Below are 15,215 nucleotides of genomic sequence, written 5' to 3' on the forward strand. Positions count from 1 at the left end.
CAAAGCCGAGCCCTGGCCACAAAGGGAGTTACGCCCGCCGCCTCCCTCTCTCGCCCCGCTTCGGCGCGGCCTCGGCGATCATCTCGGCGGCGGCTTCCTCCAGCATCGCGTCAATGGCGCCGGCGGCGACGCTCTCGCGGCCGATCTCCAGCAGCACCGGCACGGCCAACGGCGAGATGCGGTCGAGGGCGCGATGCGTCAGCTTGCGTCGGGCGCGCTTCAGCGACAGGGAGACACGGGAGAGATCGACCAGGCCGCGCGCCGCGTCGGCGCGGGTGGCGCGCAGCAGCACATGGTCCGGCTGGTGTCGGCGCAGCACGTCGTAGATCAGGTCGGCGCTGACCGTGACCTGGCGTCCGGTCTTGCGCTCGCCGGGCGAGCGGCGGTCGATCAGCCCGGCGATCACGGCGACGTTGCGGAAGGTGCGGCGCAGCAGGCTGGAGTCGCCCATCCAGGCCTCCAGGTCGTCGCCCAGCATGTCCTCGTCGAACAGCGGCGCCGGGTCGGTCACCGGCTCCAGGCTCCAGGTCGCCAGCACATAGTCGGTGGCGACGAAGCCGATCGGCCCCAGCCCGGCGCGCTCCATCCGCTTGGTCACCAGCATGCCCAGCGTCTGGTGCGCCTGCCGGCCCTCGAAACAATAGGCGACCATGTAGTGCCGGCCGCCGCGCGGGAAGGTCTCGATCATCAGCTCGCCCGGGCCGGGCAGGCCGGAGCGGTACCGCTGCAGCTCCAGCCATTCGCGTACGTCGTCCGGCAGCCCGGGCCAGTGGGCGGGGGTGGAGAGCAGGCGCCGTACCCGATCTGCCAGCTGCGTGGTCAGCGGCATGCGGCCGCCGGCATAGGCCGGCACCTTCGGCTCGCCGCGGGCGGCGCGGCTGCAGATCACGGTCATCTCGCGGATGTCCTCGAAGCGCAGCAGCTGGCCCGCGAACATGAAGGTGTCGCCAGGCACCAGACCCTGGGCGAAATACTCCTCGACCTCGCCCAGCACGCGGCCGAAGCCGCCGGAGAGGCGGACCTTCAGCATCTCCTCCTGGACGATGGTGCCGACATTCATCCGGTACTGCCGGGCCACGACGGCGCTGGCCACCTTCCAGCGGCCCTGGGCGTCATGCTTCAGCCGGTGGAAGCGGTCGTAGGTCCGGAGCGCGTAGCCGCCATGGGCCACGAACTCCAGCACGTCGTCGAAGTCGCGGCGCGGCAGGCCGGCATAGGGCGCGGCCCGGCGCACCTCGGCATACATTGCATCGGCATCGAAAGGGGCGGAGCAGGCGCAGCCCAGGAGGTGCTGCGCCAGCGTGTCCAGCGTGCCCGGGGCGGGCGGGTCGCCGTCCAGCGTCATCGCCTCGATCGCGTCGGAGGCGGCGCGGCACTCCAGCACCTCGAAGCGGTTGGCCGGGACCAGCACCGCGACCGAGGGCGCGTCGAAGCGGTGGTTCGACCGGCCGATGCGCTGCAGCAGGCGGCTGGCGCCCTTCGGCGCGCCGATCTGGATCACCAGGTCGACCGCCGCCCAGTCGATGCCGAGGTCGAGCGAGGAGGTGGCGACCACGGCGCGCAGCTCGCCCCGCGCCATCGCCGCCTCGACCTTGCGGCGCTGCTCCGCCGCCAGGCTGCCGTGATGCAGCGCGATCGGCAGCACCTCCTCATTGATCCGCCACAGCGCCTGGAACACCAGCTCCGCCTGCGCCCGGGTGTTGACGAAGAGGATCGTGGTTCCGGCCTTGCGGATCCGTTCGTACAGCTCGGCGGCTGCATAGGTGCCCATATGGCCGGCCCAGGGCAAGCGGCCCTCGGCCACCATGATCTCGACCACCGGCTTGATCCCGGGCGGCCCGCGCACGGTGCGCACCAGGGCGGGGTCGGGCCGGCCGCTCGGCGACAGCCAGGCGACCAGCGCGTCCGGATGCGCCACCGTGGCCGACAGCCCGACCCGGCGGGCCTCCGGTGCATGGGCGGCGAGGCGGGCCAGGCCGAGCGCCAGCAGGTCGCCGCGCTTGGTGCCGGCCAAAGCGTGCAGCTCGTCCATGATGATGCAACGCAGGCTGCCGAAGATCCGGCCCGCATCCGGATAGGACAGCATCAGCGCCAGGCTCTCCGGCGTCGTCATCAGCAGCTGCGGCGCGTGCCGGCGCTGGCGCTCGCGCTTGATCTGCGGCGTGTCACCGGTGCGCGTCTCGGCCCGGACCGCCAGCCGCATCTCGGCGATCGGCCGCTCGAGGTTGCGGTGGATGTCGACCGCCAGGGCCTTGAGCGGCGAGATGTAGAGCGTGTGCAGCCCCTCGCGCGGCCGCTCCGCCAGCTCGATCAGCGTCGGCAGGAAGCCGGCCAGGGTCTTGCCGCCGCCGGTCGGGGCGATCAGCAGGGCATGGGCGCCGTCGCGCGCCGCCGCCACCATCTCCAGCTGATGCGGATGCGGCGTCCAGCCCTTGTGCCGGAACCAGCCGGCGAAGGCGGGCGGCAGCAGCGGTTCGGCGATCTCCGCCAGCGCGGTCATGGGTCTCGACATCCAGCCGTCACGGCACCACACCAGATCAGCCTATGCCCCTCGGCCGTGCAAGCGTTTAGTGTTTGTTCTCGCCGCTCTTACCGAATCGGCTGCTTCGGTCCGCTCGTTATGGACCAAAATGAATCGAGACAATGGCGCCCGGATTTCTGCTGTTCTGGTTCGACCCGCTTTCATCGGAGAAAATAAATCATCAATTCCCAATGGTGCCAGTGTGTCGTTGTTCCGGTCTGCACAGTAATAAGACATAAAAGGATAGGGCAAGCTGGATGCGTTTTTTGGCGCCTCTCCTAAAATGCTGGCCGACGGGCTTCAGGCCCGAAGAAGACATCAGGAGGAAGTGCGATGGGCCATGTGAGCCAATCGTCCGGCGATGCGGCCGAGGGCGGCGATCTCGCCCGCCGGCTGAAGAGCCGCCATATCCACATGATCGCGATCGGCGGCGCCATCGGCGTCGGGCTGTTCCTCGGCTCCGGCAAGGCGATCGCCAAGGCCGGGCCGGGGCTGCTGCTGAGCTATGCCATCGGCGGCCTCGCCATCTTCTTCATCATGCGGGCGCTGGGCGAGCTGTTGCTGCACAAGCCGGTGGCCGGATCCTTCGCCACCTATGCCGAGGAGTTCGTCGGCCCCTTCGCCGGCTTCGCCACCGGCTGGTCCTACTGGTTCATGTGGGTGGTGATCGGCATGGCCGAGATCACCGCCGTCGGCGTCTACGTCCATTACTGGCTGCCGGAGGTGCCGCAATGGGTGCCGGCGCTGGTGACCTTGGCGGTGCTGACCCTGGTCAATATCGTGGCGGTGCGGCTGTTCGGCGAGCTCGAGTTCTGGTTCGCGCTGATCAAGGTGGTGACCATCGTCGCGCTGATCCTCGGCGGCCTCGCCGTGATCGTCTTCGGCATCGGCGACCTGGGGCAGGGGGCCGGCGTCTCAAACCTCTGGTCGCATGGCGGCTTCCTGCCCTTCGGCCTGTTCGGCGCCGTGCTGGCGCTGCAGATGGTGATGTTCGCCTATCAGGGGGTGGAGCTGATCGGCGTCACCGCCGGCGAGGCCGAGGACCCGGCCCGGGTGCTGCCGCGCGCCACCAACGGCATCATCTGGCGCATCCTGATCTTCTATCTCGGCGCGCTGGCGGTGATCATGGCGCTGCTGCCCTGGACCCAGCTGGACCCGAACGCCAGCCCCTTCGTCTTCGTGTTCGACAAGCTGGGGCTGACCGCCGCGGCCGACGTGATCAACCTCGTGGTCATCACCGCCGCCGCCTCGTCCTGCAACAGCGGGCTGTTCAGCAACGGCCGCATGCTGTTCACCCTGGCCCGCTCCGGCCAGGCGCCGCGCGCCTTCGCCCGGGTCAGCCGCAACCACGTGCCGGTGGCCGGCATCGCCGCCTCGGCCGCGGTGATGCTGATCGGCGTCGTCCTGAACTACCTGGTGCCGGAAGAAGCCTTCGTCTGGGTCACCAGCATCTCGCTGGTCGGCAGCCTGTGGACCTGGGGCATCATCATGATCGCCCATCTCGGCTACCGCCGCGCCGTGGCCAGGGGACAGGCCGCGCCGGTCGGCTTCCGCATGCCGGGCGCGCCGGTCGCCAACTGGCTGGTGGTGGCGTTCCTGGTGCTGGTCGCGGTGTTCCTCGGCTTCGACCCGTCGACCCGCGTTGCGCTGTATGTCGCCCCGGTGTGGTTCGTGTTGCTGATCGCGGGATATCTCCTGATCGGCCGCCGCCGGCAGCCCGCGTTCGGCCTCTCCTGAGGGCCGTAACCCTTTGCGCCGGTTGCGGGACCGGCGCATAAGGGGCGGGACGAACAGCGGAGGACAGCGATGCGCGCGGACGGACCGATCGGGCTGATGGCGGCGATCCCGCAGGAGCTGGCCGCCCATGACGATCTGGTGGTGCGCACCGAGCGCGAGATCGCCGGCTGCCGATTCCGGCTCGGCCGTCTCGGCACCCGCGATCTGGTGGCGGTCGAGGCCGGCATCGGCAAGAGCCATGCGGCCATGGTGGCGACCCTGCTGCTGCAGGAGTTCGGCTGCAGCTCGCTCTTGTTCTCCGGCGTCGCCGGCGGCCTCGACCCCGACCTCTCCATCGGCGACGTGGTGGTGGCCGACCGGCTGATCATGCACGATTACGGCGCCCGCGTCGGCGGCCGGCTGAAGCCGTACCAGCCCGGCGTGCCGCCGCTGCCGGGATTTCCGGAGGAGACCGGATACGCGCTGAGCCAGGAGCTCAGAGAAAAGATCAAGGACGCGCTCGAAGGCATTGACATCGGCGGATTTGGCCCGGCCGCGACTGGCGGAGAGCCGCACCAGTCCCGGCTGATCTTCGGCACTGTCCTGACCGGCGACATCTTCCTCAACGACGCGCAGGAGCGCGAGCGGCTGCACCGGGAGTTCGACGGCGTCGCGATCGAGATGGAGGGCGCAGCGGTGGCGGCGGTGGCGGAGCGCTTCGGCGTGCCGGCGGTGGTGGTGCGGGCGCTCAGCGATCTCGCGGGCACCGAGAGCCACATGGATTTCCGCGCCTTCCTCGACACCGCCGCGCGCATCGCCGCCCGCGTCGTCGGGCGGATCTCGACGGTGCTGTAGCCGCCGGCCCGGCAACGCAGATCAACCCGCAACCGAACTTCAGGCAGCATCGGCCTGTTTGCCTCCAGAGGCGGCGCCGCCGACCGGCGCCGCAGCGGATGCCGGAGGAGGCGGGGCATGCTCCCGATCCTGCAGGTGGTCAGCCTGTGCCTGGTCGCTCTGGCCCTGACGCCGGCGCTGGCGCATGCGCTCGAACGGCCCGGCAAGATGCGCCTCGGCCGGGAGGCGTATCTGGCGGTCCAGCCGATCTACTATCCCGGCTTCACCTGGGTCGGCGGCTTGGGCGAGGTCGCCTGCATCGTCGCCGTGCTGATCCTGCTGGTGATGACGCCGGTGGACGGCGCCGCGTTCTGGTGGGTGGCGGCCGCCCTGCTGGCCCTGGTGGCGATGCACGCCGTCTACTGGCTGGTGACCCATCCGGTGAACCAGGTCTGGCTGCGACACGAGACCCTGGGTCGGGCCGGCGCCAGCTTCTTCGCCCGCGACCCGCTGCGGCGCGCGGGATCGGCCGATCCGGGCGAGGAGAGCTGGATGGCCTATCGCGACCAATGGGAACGCTCGCACGTCATCCGCGCCGCCCTGGCGGCGATCGGCTTCCTGGCGCTGGCGATCAGCGTCGTGCTCTGAGCGACGGCCGACGCCCAGACCCGACACGGTTCGGTGCGGCATGGTCTCGACAGGCGCGCCGAGGATGACATCATGGCGGAAACCGTCGAAGCCCGGACGGGGCAGGAACGGAGGAGGCCATGGACGCAGCGCTCATCGAGGAATACGCACAGAAGCTGAGAGCCGCCGGCGCCGGAGCGTCGCTGGTGCTGTTCACCCGGGGCGGGCACGAGCACGCCGCCCACAGCGTCCGGACCGCGCGCGACCTCGTCTATCTGACCCACGACGCCAGCGAAACCGTCATCCTGCGGTCGGAGATCGTCGCGATCCGATTCCGCGACGCCAAGGCGCGATCGTCCAGGGTGGGATTCTAGGGACGCGCTGGGCGGACGCATGGCAGGCCGGAGCCGGCGTCATGCGTCGCGCGCGTTCCGGCTTTGCCAAGGCCCGGGCCGGAGCCCGAGGATGCCGGGGACGACCGCAGCGTCCGACCGGAGCGCCGTACCGTGAAACCCCGCCACATCCTGCTCGCCCTGCTGGTGGCCGCCATCTGGGGCTTCAACTTCGTCGTCATCCGCATCGGCCTCGGCAGCTTCCCGCCGCTGCTGCTGGCCGCCCTGCGCTTCATCCTGGCGGCGCTGCCGGTGGTCCTGCTGCCACGCCCGCAGGTGCCCTGGCCGCGGATGATTGCGATCGGCCTGACACTCTTCGTCGGCCAGTTCGCCTTCCTGTTCCCCGGCATGCTGCTGGGCATGCCGGCCGGGCTGGCCTCGATCGTGCTGCAGTCGCAGGCCTTCTTCACCATGCTGGTGGCGGCCGCGGCGCTACGCGAACGGCCGACCGGCCGGCAGATCGGCGGCGGCGCCATCGCCTTCGCCGGGCTCGCCGTGATCGCCTCGACCGCGGGCGGCGGCGACGTCACCGCGATCGGGCTGGCCCTGACCCTGGCTGCGGCGCTGAGCTGGGCCTGTGGCAATGTGCTGCTGCGTGGCGCAGGCAAAGTCGACATGCTGCCGATGATCGTCTGGCTCAGCCTGGTGCCGCCGCTGCCGCTCCTGGCCCTGTCCGCCGCGATTGAGGGGCCGGCGGCGATCGGACACGCCCTGGCTTCGGTCAACTGGACCGGGATTGGCACCGTGCTCTATCTCGCGGTGCCGACCACGCTGCTCGGCTTCGGCATCTGGGGCCATCTGCTGAAGCTGTATCCGGCGGCGACGGTGGCGCCGTTCTCGCTGCTGGTGCCGATCTTCGGCGCCGCCTCCGCCGCCTTGGTGCTGGGCGAGCGCTTCGGTCCGGCCCGGCTGCTCGGCATGGTGCTGATCCTGCTCGGCCTCGCCGCCGTCGCGCTGCCTGTGGCAAGGCTGCTGCGGCTGCGTCAGGCGCCCGGGCAGTAGAAGCTCAGGATGACTTTCCTCTATCTACGCGGACTAGAAGATCGTTCTGCCAGAGTGTATTATCCTCGATATTGCAGTTGGTGTGGAGTGAAATTCCAAATCTACAAGAGGCGTTCTGTATTAAGCGGTTGAGTGCAGATGCGGTTTTTGTTGATGATTTCATAATGAAAATGTAGAGGTGATCATGGTAATAATAAAGATCCCAGTAATTGTCATCCCTGCGCTTGACAGACTGAATATCAGATTGGGGGACGCGAGGAGATTAATTGAAATACATGAAGAATGTACGGGAAACTCACGCGGAAGGCGACATGGATATGACGCTCTGAATCGGAGTGCTATTATACTGACTGTGGCGGCTTGGGAAGGTTTCGTTGAAGACCTTCTTCAAGGCGCCGTTGGTCATATAGCACGAAAAGCAGCTTCGCCCTCAGTGATCCCCGAAAATGTTCGAGAATCTATGGTCACTTTCTTATATGAAAAAAATGGTTGGTCAAAACTAAACGGCACAACTAAGTCCGAAATCTGGAGTCTTTCCGGGCGAGGGTGGCGCACAAAGTATATTGAGTACGCACGACATAGAGCGAACTCGCTGAATACGCCGAATCACGATAACATAAGGAAAATGTATTCATCGGTATTAGGTTTAGCAGATTGCTCTGCTAACTGGGGGACGGGAAGATGGACAACTTCGAAGTACGTTCAAAAACTTGAAGATTTGCTTACATTACGGCACAAAATAGCGCACGGTTCAATCGGTGAAGAGACTGTTGGAAAGAGGCTCGCAAAGGGTTCGATTTCTCTTGTAGAGCATATTGCGAAGCAGACCAACCGATCTGTTATACAACAGGTAAGAAGGGTGATTTCTCGCCCGAGGAAAAGCTCATAGTGCATCTTCATTTATATGGAGCAAATTGGTACACCATCCGCGAGAACGACAACGAGCCACAAAACTAGACCATGGACTACGAACCCCGGCTGCGCAATCACGGCCTGCCGCACGACCCGTTCAAGGCGCTGGTGGTGCCGCGGCCGATCGGCTGGATCAGCACGATCAGCCCGGACGGCGTGGTCAACCTGGCGCCCTACAGCTTCTTCAACGCAGTGGCCGACCGACCACCGATGGTGATGTTCGCGCCGAGCGGGCCGAAGGATTCGCAGCGCAATGCCGAGGCTACCGGCGAGTTCGTGGCCAATCTCGTCACCTGGGACCTGCGCGAGGCGATGAACGCCACCTCCGCCTCGGTCGGGCCGGAGGTCAGCGAGGCCGAGGTGGCCGGGCTGGAGATGGCGCCGTCGCGGCTGGTCAAGCCGCCGCGGGTCGCGGCGGCGGCTGCGGCGCTGGAATGCCGCTGGGTCCGGTCGGTGCCGCTGACCACCGCGGCCGGCGAGCCCGTGCCGGGCGCCGTGGTGATCGGCGAGGTGGTGTCGATCCATATCGACGACAAGGTGATCATCGACGGCCGCATCGACCTGTCGGCCCGACGCGCGATCTCGCGCCTCGGCTACATGGATTACGGCGTGCTGGACACCGTCTTCAGCATGCAGCGCCCGCGCTGAGGGCGACAGTCCCATTATCCGTGTTATTGTCCTGGTCAGCCGCTGGGAACCCACTGGGCCGTCGTGTCGTTCCGTTTGCCAGGACGCCCGCCGAAGCGCGGCGGGATCGAGAGAGAAGGGGACAGCATGGGTCTGCGCACCAGCGTCTGGTGGTGTTCGGCTTCGGCCGCGCTCGGTATCGTTCTGCTCCCGGCCGGAGGGCAGGCGCAGGAGGCTCCGGCCGAACCGAGGCGGCCCGCGATCGTGACCTCGACGCCGCAGGCGCCGCGCCCGCTGCAGGAGGATCCGGGGGCCTTCATCGGCTTCAGCCTGGAAAACGACGTCTTCGCCAACACCGACCGTGGCTATACCAACGGCTTCCGCTTCGCCTTCACGAGCTCGGAGACCTGGACGCCGGACTGGCTGGCCAACGCGGCGCGCGCCTTTCCGCTGTTCCCCGATGCCGCGCCGATCCGGTCGACCCTCTCCTTCGGCCAGAGCCTGTACACGCCGAAGGACATTTCGCGGAGCGAGCCCGACCCGAACGACCGGCCCTACGCCGCCTGGCTCTACGGCAGCGCCGCGGTCCTGGCGGATTCGGGCGACCGGCTGGACCGGCTGGAGCTGCAGATCGGCGTCGTCGGTCCCTATGCCCTCGGCGAGCAGGTGCAGAACACGGTGCACAGCATCATCGACTCGCAGAAGGCGCGCGGCTGGAAGCACCAGCTGCACAACGAGCCGGGCGTGATCCTGAGCTACGAGCGCACCTGGCGCAGCGCCTATGTCGCCGCGCCGCTCGGCATCGGCTTCGACGTCTCGCCCTATGTCGGTGCCAGCCTCGGCAACGTGCTGACCCAGGCCTCGGTCGGCGCCACGGCGCGGCTCGGCTTCGACCTGCCGGCCGATTACGGGCCGCCGCGGATCCGGCCGAGCGTGCCGGGATCGGACTTCTTCATCCCGACCAGCGGCTTCAGCTGGTATCTCTTCGCCAGCGTCGAGGGGCGGGCCGTGGCCCGCAACATCTTCCTCGACGGCAACACCTTCGAGGACAGCCCGCACGTCACCAAGAACCCGCTGGTCGGCGACCTGCAGCTCGGCCTCGCGATCCAGATCGACGACATCCGGATCGCCTACACCCATGTCTACCGGACGCGGGAGTTCGAGGAGCAGAAGAACCAGTTCACCCAGTACGGGGCCTTCACCCTGTCCTGGCGGTTCTGACGCCGATCAGCCGATCGCGGCCCAGGCCTTCGCGATCCGCGCCGCGACGCGGGCGTTGTGTTCCACCAGCGCAATGTTGGCGGTCAGGCTGCGGCCTTCGGTCAAGGCGACGATCCGGGCCAGCAGATAGGGCGTGACCGCCTTGCCGGCGATGCCCTCGCGCTCGGCATCGGCCAAGGCGCCGGCGATGGCGGCGTCGATCTCCGCCTCGGGCAGGGCGCGCGCCTCCGGGATCGGGTTGGCGATCACCGCCCCGGCCGGGAGGCCCAGCGCCGCCTGGGCCGCGAGCACGGCCGCCACCTCTTCCGGCGTGTCGCGGCGCAGCGCCAGCGGCAGGCCGCTCGACCGGCAGAAGAAGGCGGGCAGGGTGTCGGTGCCGTAGCCGATCACCGGCACGCCGCGGGTCTCCAGATATTCCAGCGTCTTCGGCAGGTCGAGGATCGACTTGGCGCCGGCGCAGACCACCGCGACCGGGGTGCGCGCCAGCTCCTCGAGGTCGGCGGAGATGTCGAAGCTGGTCTCGGCGCCGCGATGCACGCCGCCGATGCCGCCGGTGGCGAACACCCGGATGCCGGCCAGATGGGCACCGATCATGGTCGCCGCCACCGTGGTGGCGCCGAGCCCGTCCGAGGCCAGGATCGCGCCCATGTCGCGGCGCGACAGCTTGGCCACGTCCTTCGCCGTCGTCAGCCGCCGCAGCAGAACGTCGTCGAGGCCGACATGGATGCGGCCGTCGGCCACTGCGATCGTCGCCGGCACCGCGCCTTCCTCGCGGATGATCGCCTCCACCCGCCGCGCCATCTCCAGATTCTGCGGATAGGGCATGCCGTGCGAGATGATCGTGCTCTCCAGCGCCACCACCGGGCGTCCGGCGGCCAGGGCGGCGGAGACCTCGGGGGCGATGGCAAGGAAGCGGTTCATCATGGTCCTCACGCGGAGATCAGGGCGCGCCGGCGCAGCGCGTCGGCAGTCAGGGTTTCGGGGACGGCGGTCGGCGCCTCCAGCGCCAGGGCCGCGGCGGCGCGGCCGAGCCCGGCTGCATCGGCCAGAGAGAGGCCCGTGACCAGGCCGTAGAGGGTGCCGGCTGCGGCGGCATCGCCGGCGCCGGTGACGTCGACCACCTCGGCCAGGCAAGCGGCGACCACGGCCTCTCCCGCCGCGTCGGCGATCAGGGCGCCGGCGCCGCCGCGGTTCAGCACGACCCGGCCGACGCCCTCGGCACGCAGCCGGCGCAGCGCCGCCCAGGCCGTCGCCTCATCGATGACCGGCTGGCCGGTGATCGCCTCGGCCTCGTCGCGGTTGAGGCAGAGCAGGTCGATGCGGCCGAGCAGGCCGCGCAGCTTCTCGGATTTCGGCGAGGACACGGCGTCGACCGCCACCAGCGCAGGCCGGCCCGGATGGGACAGGATCGCGGCCAACCCCTCGGCCGGCAGGTTGGCGTCGACGAACCAGGCCGCGGCCGGCTGCGCCGCCGCCAGGGCCGGGGCCAGAATCTCCGGCCCGATCTCGTCATAGATGCCCATATCGGCGATCGCGACTGCCATCTCGCCGCCCGGCTCCAGCACCGCGGTGTAGCTGGCCGTGCCGCTGGTCTCCGACCGCGTGACCTGGGACAGGTCGAGGCCGAGCCGCGCCATCTCCGCCAGGATCCGCTCGGCCGAAGGATCGTGACCCATGCGGCTGACCAGACCGACCGGCAGCCCCAGCCGGGCCAAGGTCTCGGCGACATTGCGGGCGACGCCGCCCAGGCTGGTGCGGATCGTCACCGGGTTCGAGGTGCCCAGGCGCACGGCGCGGTGGGCGCGGGCCTGGCGGTCGATATGGGCGGCGCCGAAGCACCAGACGGGCAGGGTCATGCGGTCTCTCGTTGATCGGGCCGCACCCTGCGTCCGCCTCCGGCGAAACGCAAGATCCGGGGTTGCCTAGCGCGGCCGCAACCGGCAGCATCCCGGCCATGCGACGCGTCGCCACCCTGATCGTGCTGCTGCTGTTCGCCCTGGCCTGCCCCGCCTTGGCCGAGGATGAGCCCGTGCCGTCGGGCACCTATCGCGGGCAGGTCACGTCGGGCGGCGTGCTGTCCCCCTCGCTCCTGACCTTCATGCCGGAGCGGCGCGGCGGCTGCTATCACGTGGTCGACTCCACCGCCGGGCCCTATGACGGCCAGCTCAGCGATGGCGAATCCCTGGGCGGCGGTCTCTATCGCTTCACCTGGAGCGACAAGTTCGGAATCGGTACCGTGACCTTCGCCTTCCGCGACGGCGGGTCCGAGTTCAGCGGCAAATGGTACTTCGCCGACCAGTTCGCCGGCGTCTGGCTGGCCAAGCGGGCCGAGGGCGAGGACATGAAATGCAAGCCGATTCCGGTGGCGTCGCTGAACTAGCTCCGCGTTTGGCGCCGCCTCGATCCGTCCCATATCCTTGAGGCCATGCCGACCCTGCGCCCCGACCAGTGGATCCGAGTCCAGCCCGAGGGCCTGCTGGTGGTGCCCGGCGGCTTCCATGTCGACCCGGTCCGGCCGGTCGAACGGGCGCTGGTCACGCACGGCCATTCCGACCATGCCCGGCCGCACAACGGCGCGGTGCTGGCGACGCCGGAGACGCTGGCGATCATGCGCGCCCGCTACGGCGCGGATGCAGGCCGGGTGCTGCAGCCGGCGGTGCTGGGCGAAACCATGCGGATCGGCGAGGTCGACGTCACCTTCGTGCCGGCAGGCCACGTGCTGGGCTCGGCCCAGATCGTGCTGGAGCATGCCGGCAGCCGGGTGGTGCTGTCCGGCGACTACAAGCGCCGGCCGGACCCGACCTGCCGCAGCTTCCAGCCGGTGGTCTGCGACGTCTTCGTCACCGAGGCGACCTTCGGCCTGCCGGTGTTCCGCCACCCGCCGGACGGGGAGGAGGTCGGCAAGCTGCTGCACTCCATCGCCCTGTTCCCGGAACGGGCGCATCTGGTCGGCGTCTATGCCCTCGGCAAATGCCAACGGGTGATCCGCCTGCTGCGTCAGGCCGGCTGGGACCGGCCGATCTACATCCATGGTGCGCTGCAGGCGCTGTGCGAGCTGTACGAATCGCTCGGCGTGCCGCTCGGGCCGCTGCTGCCGGCCACCGTCGCCTCCAGGGCCGAGCTGGCCGGGCAGATCGTGCTGGCGCCGCCCTCCGCCGGCGCTGATCGCTGGTCGCGCCGCCTGCCGGACCCGGTGGTGGCCGCCGCCTCCGGCTGGATGCGGGTGCGCCAGCGCGCCAGGCAGGGCGGGGTCGAGCTGCCGCTCGTCATCTCCGACCATGCCGATTGGGACGAGCTCTGCGCCACCATGGAGGAGGTCGAGGCCGGCGAGGTCTGGGTGACGCATGGCCGCGAGGAGGCGCTGATCCATCAGGTCCGGAAATCCGGCCGCGCCGCCCGGGCGCTGGCGCTGATCGGCTTCGAGGAGGACGACAGCGCATGAAGCCCTTCGCCGCGCTGATCGAGGGGCTGGTCTACATGCCCTCGCGCAACGGCAAGATCCGGCTGCTGACCGATTATTTCGAGCACACGCCGGATCCCGACCGCGGCTGGGCGCTGGCGGCACTGACCGGCACCCTGACCTTCGCCGCCGCCAAGGCCTCGACCATCCGCAACCTGGCGATCGAACGGGTCGACGAGGCGCTGTTCGGCTGGTCCTACGACTTCGTCGGCGACCTGGCCGAGACCGTGGCGCTGATCTGGCCGCCGAAGCCCGGCGCCAACCGCGAGCCGACCATCACGGAGGTGGTGGAGGAGCTGCGCGCCACCTCGCGCGCCGCGGCGCCGCTGCTGGTCGAGCGCTGGCTCGATTCGATGGGGGCGTCGGAGCGCTTTGCCCTCTTGAAGCTGATCACCGGCAATCTCCGCATCGGCGTCTCGGCGCGGCTGACCAAAGTGGCGTTGGCGGAATGGGGCGGTCAGCCGGTCGACGAGATCGAGGAGCTGTGGCACGCGCTGGAGCCGCCCTATGAGGAGCTGTTCATCTGGCTGTCGGGGCAGGGGCCGAAGCCACAGCTCGGCGACCGCATCACCTTCCGGCCGCTGATGCTGGCGCATCCGCTGGAGGCCGAGGACGTCGCCGGGCTGGACCCCGCCGCCTATCGCGCGGAATGGAAATGGGACGGCATCCGGGTGCAGGTGGTCGGCCGCGGCGACCGGCCGCCGCGGATCTATTCGCGCAGCGGCGACGACGTCACCGGCGCCTTCCCGGACCTGGCCGACACCATCCGCTTCCACGCCGTGCTCGACGGCGAGCTGCTGGTGGCGCGGGACGGTGCGGTGGCGCCGTTCAACGACCTGCAGCAGCGGCTGAATCGGAAGGTGATCACCGCCCGGATGATGGAGGAGTACCCGGCCTGGGTGCGGCTCTACGATATCCTGTTCGAGGGCGAGGAGGATCTGCGGCCGCTGCCCTTCGACGCCCGCCGCGTCCGCCTCGAATCCTGGATAGCGCGGGAGCGGCCGCCGCGCATGGACCTGTCGCCGATGGTTCCGTTCGAGAGCTGGGACGAGCTGGCGGCGCTGCGCGACGGCGCCCGGGCCCAGGCGATCGAGGGGCTGATGCTGAAGCGCGGCGACAGCGACTATGTCGCCGGCCGGCCGAAGGGGCCCTGGTTCAAGTGGAAGCGCGGCGCCCTGACCCTCGACACCGTGCTGATGTATGCCCAGCGCGGCCACGGCAAGCGGTCCTCCTTTTATTCCGACTACACCTTCGGCTGCTGGCGCGGCGAGCCGGAGGGCGACCGGCTGGTGCCGGTGGGCAAGGCCTATTTCGGCTTCACCGACGAGGAACTGATGCAGCTCGACCGCTGGGTGCGCAACCACACGGTCAAGCGCTTCGGCCCGGTGCGCGAGGTCGAGCCCCGACTGGTACTGGAGGTCGCCTTCGACAGCGTCCACCGCTCCACCCGCCACAAATCGGGGGTCGCGATGCGATTCCCCCGGATCCACCGCATCCGCTGGGACAAGCCGGCCGCGGAAGCCGATCGGCTGGAGACTCTTGAACGAATGATCGTGGAGTAATACTTCGGTTTAATATGAATTTCATTTGACAAGAAATTTTATTCACCGCTAGCGCGTATTAGGCGTTGACAGTCAAGGCCGGGTGAGCGAGGGTCGGCGGCAAGAGCGGTCCCCGATCAAGGCCGCCGAGCACTTGATGCCAGCAGACGAGTCGCGCCCCGGAGAGGGCGAGGAGCCGTGCGCTTTCTTCGAAGGACGCGGCAGGACACGGAAGGATGACATGTTGGCGATCGAACTCAGACCGACCCTCCTGACCTCCGACCATTCGGCCGGGCGCTGGCGGAACTGACGGTACAAACGTCGCGTTCCCCGTTCGCCCCGTCCTGTCCGGCGCCGCTGTC

14 protein-coding genes are annotated in these 15,215 nt (G+C 68.9%); 11 read left to right on the forward strand and 3 right to left on the reverse strand.

Annotated features, from left to right (window positions below; translation table 11 throughout):
• Positions 1–28: 28 nt before the first annotated feature.
• Entirely contained in the window at positions 29–2,500 is a 2,472-nt protein-coding gene (locus KXR53_RS12260; RefSeq protein WP_437375451.1) for a ligase-associated DNA damage response DEXH box helicase, read from the reverse strand.
• A 354-nt stretch (positions 2,501–2,854) separates the two neighbouring features.
• Between KXR53_RS12260 and KXR53_RS12265 the strand changes: the two genes are divergently transcribed.
• The 8 genes from KXR53_RS12265 (at position 2,855) to KXR53_RS12300 (ending at position 9,852) form a co-directional block, all read left to right on the forward strand.
• Positions 2,855–4,258 carry an amino acid permease gene (locus KXR53_RS12265; protein WP_437375452.1) on the forward strand — a complete coding sequence of 468 codons (1,404 nt, stop codon included), beginning with the start codon at positions 2,855–2,857 and terminating at the stop codon, positions 4,256–4,258.
• Positions 4,259–4,327: 69 nt separating this feature from the next.
• Positions 4,328–5,092: a 5'-methylthioadenosine/adenosylhomocysteine nucleosidase gene (locus KXR53_RS12270; RefSeq protein ID WP_437375453.1), complete on the forward strand. Its 765-nt coding sequence runs from the start codon at positions 4,328–4,330 to the stop codon at positions 5,090–5,092.
• 117 nt (positions 5,093–5,209) lie between these two features.
• The gene (locus tag KXR53_RS12275) at positions 5,210–5,719 is read left to right on the forward strand and encodes an anthrone oxygenase family protein (RefSeq protein WP_437375454.1); all 510 of its coding nucleotides are present in this window, start codon (positions 5,210–5,212) and stop codon (positions 5,717–5,719) included.
• Between the two features lie 119 nt (positions 5,720–5,838).
• Positions 5,839–6,072 carry a hypothetical protein gene (locus KXR53_RS12280; RefSeq protein WP_437375455.1) on the forward strand — a complete coding sequence of 78 codons (234 nt, stop codon included), beginning with the start codon at positions 5,839–5,841 and terminating at the stop codon, positions 6,070–6,072.
• A 132-nt stretch (positions 6,073–6,204) separates the two neighbouring features.
• Positions 6,205–7,092: an EamA family transporter gene (locus KXR53_RS12285; RefSeq protein WP_437375456.1), complete on the forward strand. Its 888-nt coding sequence runs from the start codon at positions 6,205–6,207 to the stop codon at positions 7,090–7,092.
• 184 nt (positions 7,093–7,276) lie between these two features.
• Positions 7,277–7,981: a HEPN domain-containing protein gene (locus KXR53_RS12290; RefSeq protein WP_437375457.1), complete on the forward strand. Its 705-nt coding sequence runs from the start codon at positions 7,277–7,279 to the stop codon at positions 7,979–7,981.
• Positions 7,982–8,052: 71 nt separating this feature from the next.
• On the forward strand, positions 8,053–8,652 hold the full coding sequence (locus tag KXR53_RS12295; RefSeq protein WP_437375458.1) for a flavin reductase family protein: 600 nt from the start codon (positions 8,053–8,055) through the stop codon (positions 8,650–8,652).
• A 126-nt stretch (positions 8,653–8,778) separates the two neighbouring features.
• On the forward strand, positions 8,779–9,852 hold the full coding sequence (locus KXR53_RS12300) for a lipid A deacylase LpxR family protein (protein WP_437375459.1): 1,074 nt from the start codon (positions 8,779–8,781) through the stop codon (positions 9,850–9,852).
• 6 nt (positions 9,853–9,858) lie between these two features.
• On the opposite strand, the gene KXR53_RS12305 is transcribed toward KXR53_RS12300, so the two are convergent.
• Positions 9,859–10,773, reverse strand: a complete 915-nt coding sequence (locus KXR53_RS12305) for a pseudouridine-5'-phosphate glycosidase (protein ID WP_437375460.1) — start codon at positions 10,771–10,773, stop codon at positions 9,859–9,861.
• Between the two features lie 8 nt (positions 10,774–10,781).
• The gene (locus KXR53_RS12310; RefSeq protein WP_437375461.1) at positions 10,782–11,708 is read right to left on the reverse strand and encodes a PfkB family carbohydrate kinase; all 927 of its coding nucleotides are present in this window, start codon (positions 11,706–11,708) and stop codon (positions 10,782–10,784) included.
• Between the two features lie 98 nt (positions 11,709–11,806).
• Here KXR53_RS12310 and KXR53_RS12315 point away from each other — a divergent pair, with 98 nt between their 5' ends.
• Genes KXR53_RS12315 through KXR53_RS12325 form a run of 3 tightly spaced genes read left to right on the forward strand, consistent with a single transcriptional unit; the run spans position 11,807 to position 14,874 of the window.
• Entirely contained in the window at positions 11,807–12,232 is a 426-nt protein-coding gene (locus tag KXR53_RS12315; RefSeq protein ID WP_437375462.1) for a hypothetical protein, read from the forward strand.
• A gap of 45 nt (positions 12,233–12,277) precedes the next feature.
• Positions 12,278–13,294: a ligase-associated DNA damage response exonuclease gene (locus KXR53_RS12320; protein ID WP_437375463.1), complete on the forward strand. Its 1,017-nt coding sequence runs from the start codon at positions 12,278–12,280 to the stop codon at positions 13,292–13,294.
• A complete protein-coding gene (locus KXR53_RS12325; RefSeq protein WP_437375464.1) occupies positions 13,291–14,874 on the forward strand; it encodes a cisplatin damage response ATP-dependent DNA ligase in 1,584 nt (527 codons plus the stop codon). The genes KXR53_RS12320 and KXR53_RS12325 overlap by 4 nt, the downstream gene beginning before the upstream one ends.
• The last annotated feature ends 341 nt before the right edge of the window (positions 14,875–15,215 follow it).

Source organism: Inquilinus limosus (assembly GCF_051487185.1).
GTDB lineage: Bacteria > Pseudomonadota > Alphaproteobacteria > DSM-16000 > Inquilinaceae > Inquilinus > Inquilinus limosus_F.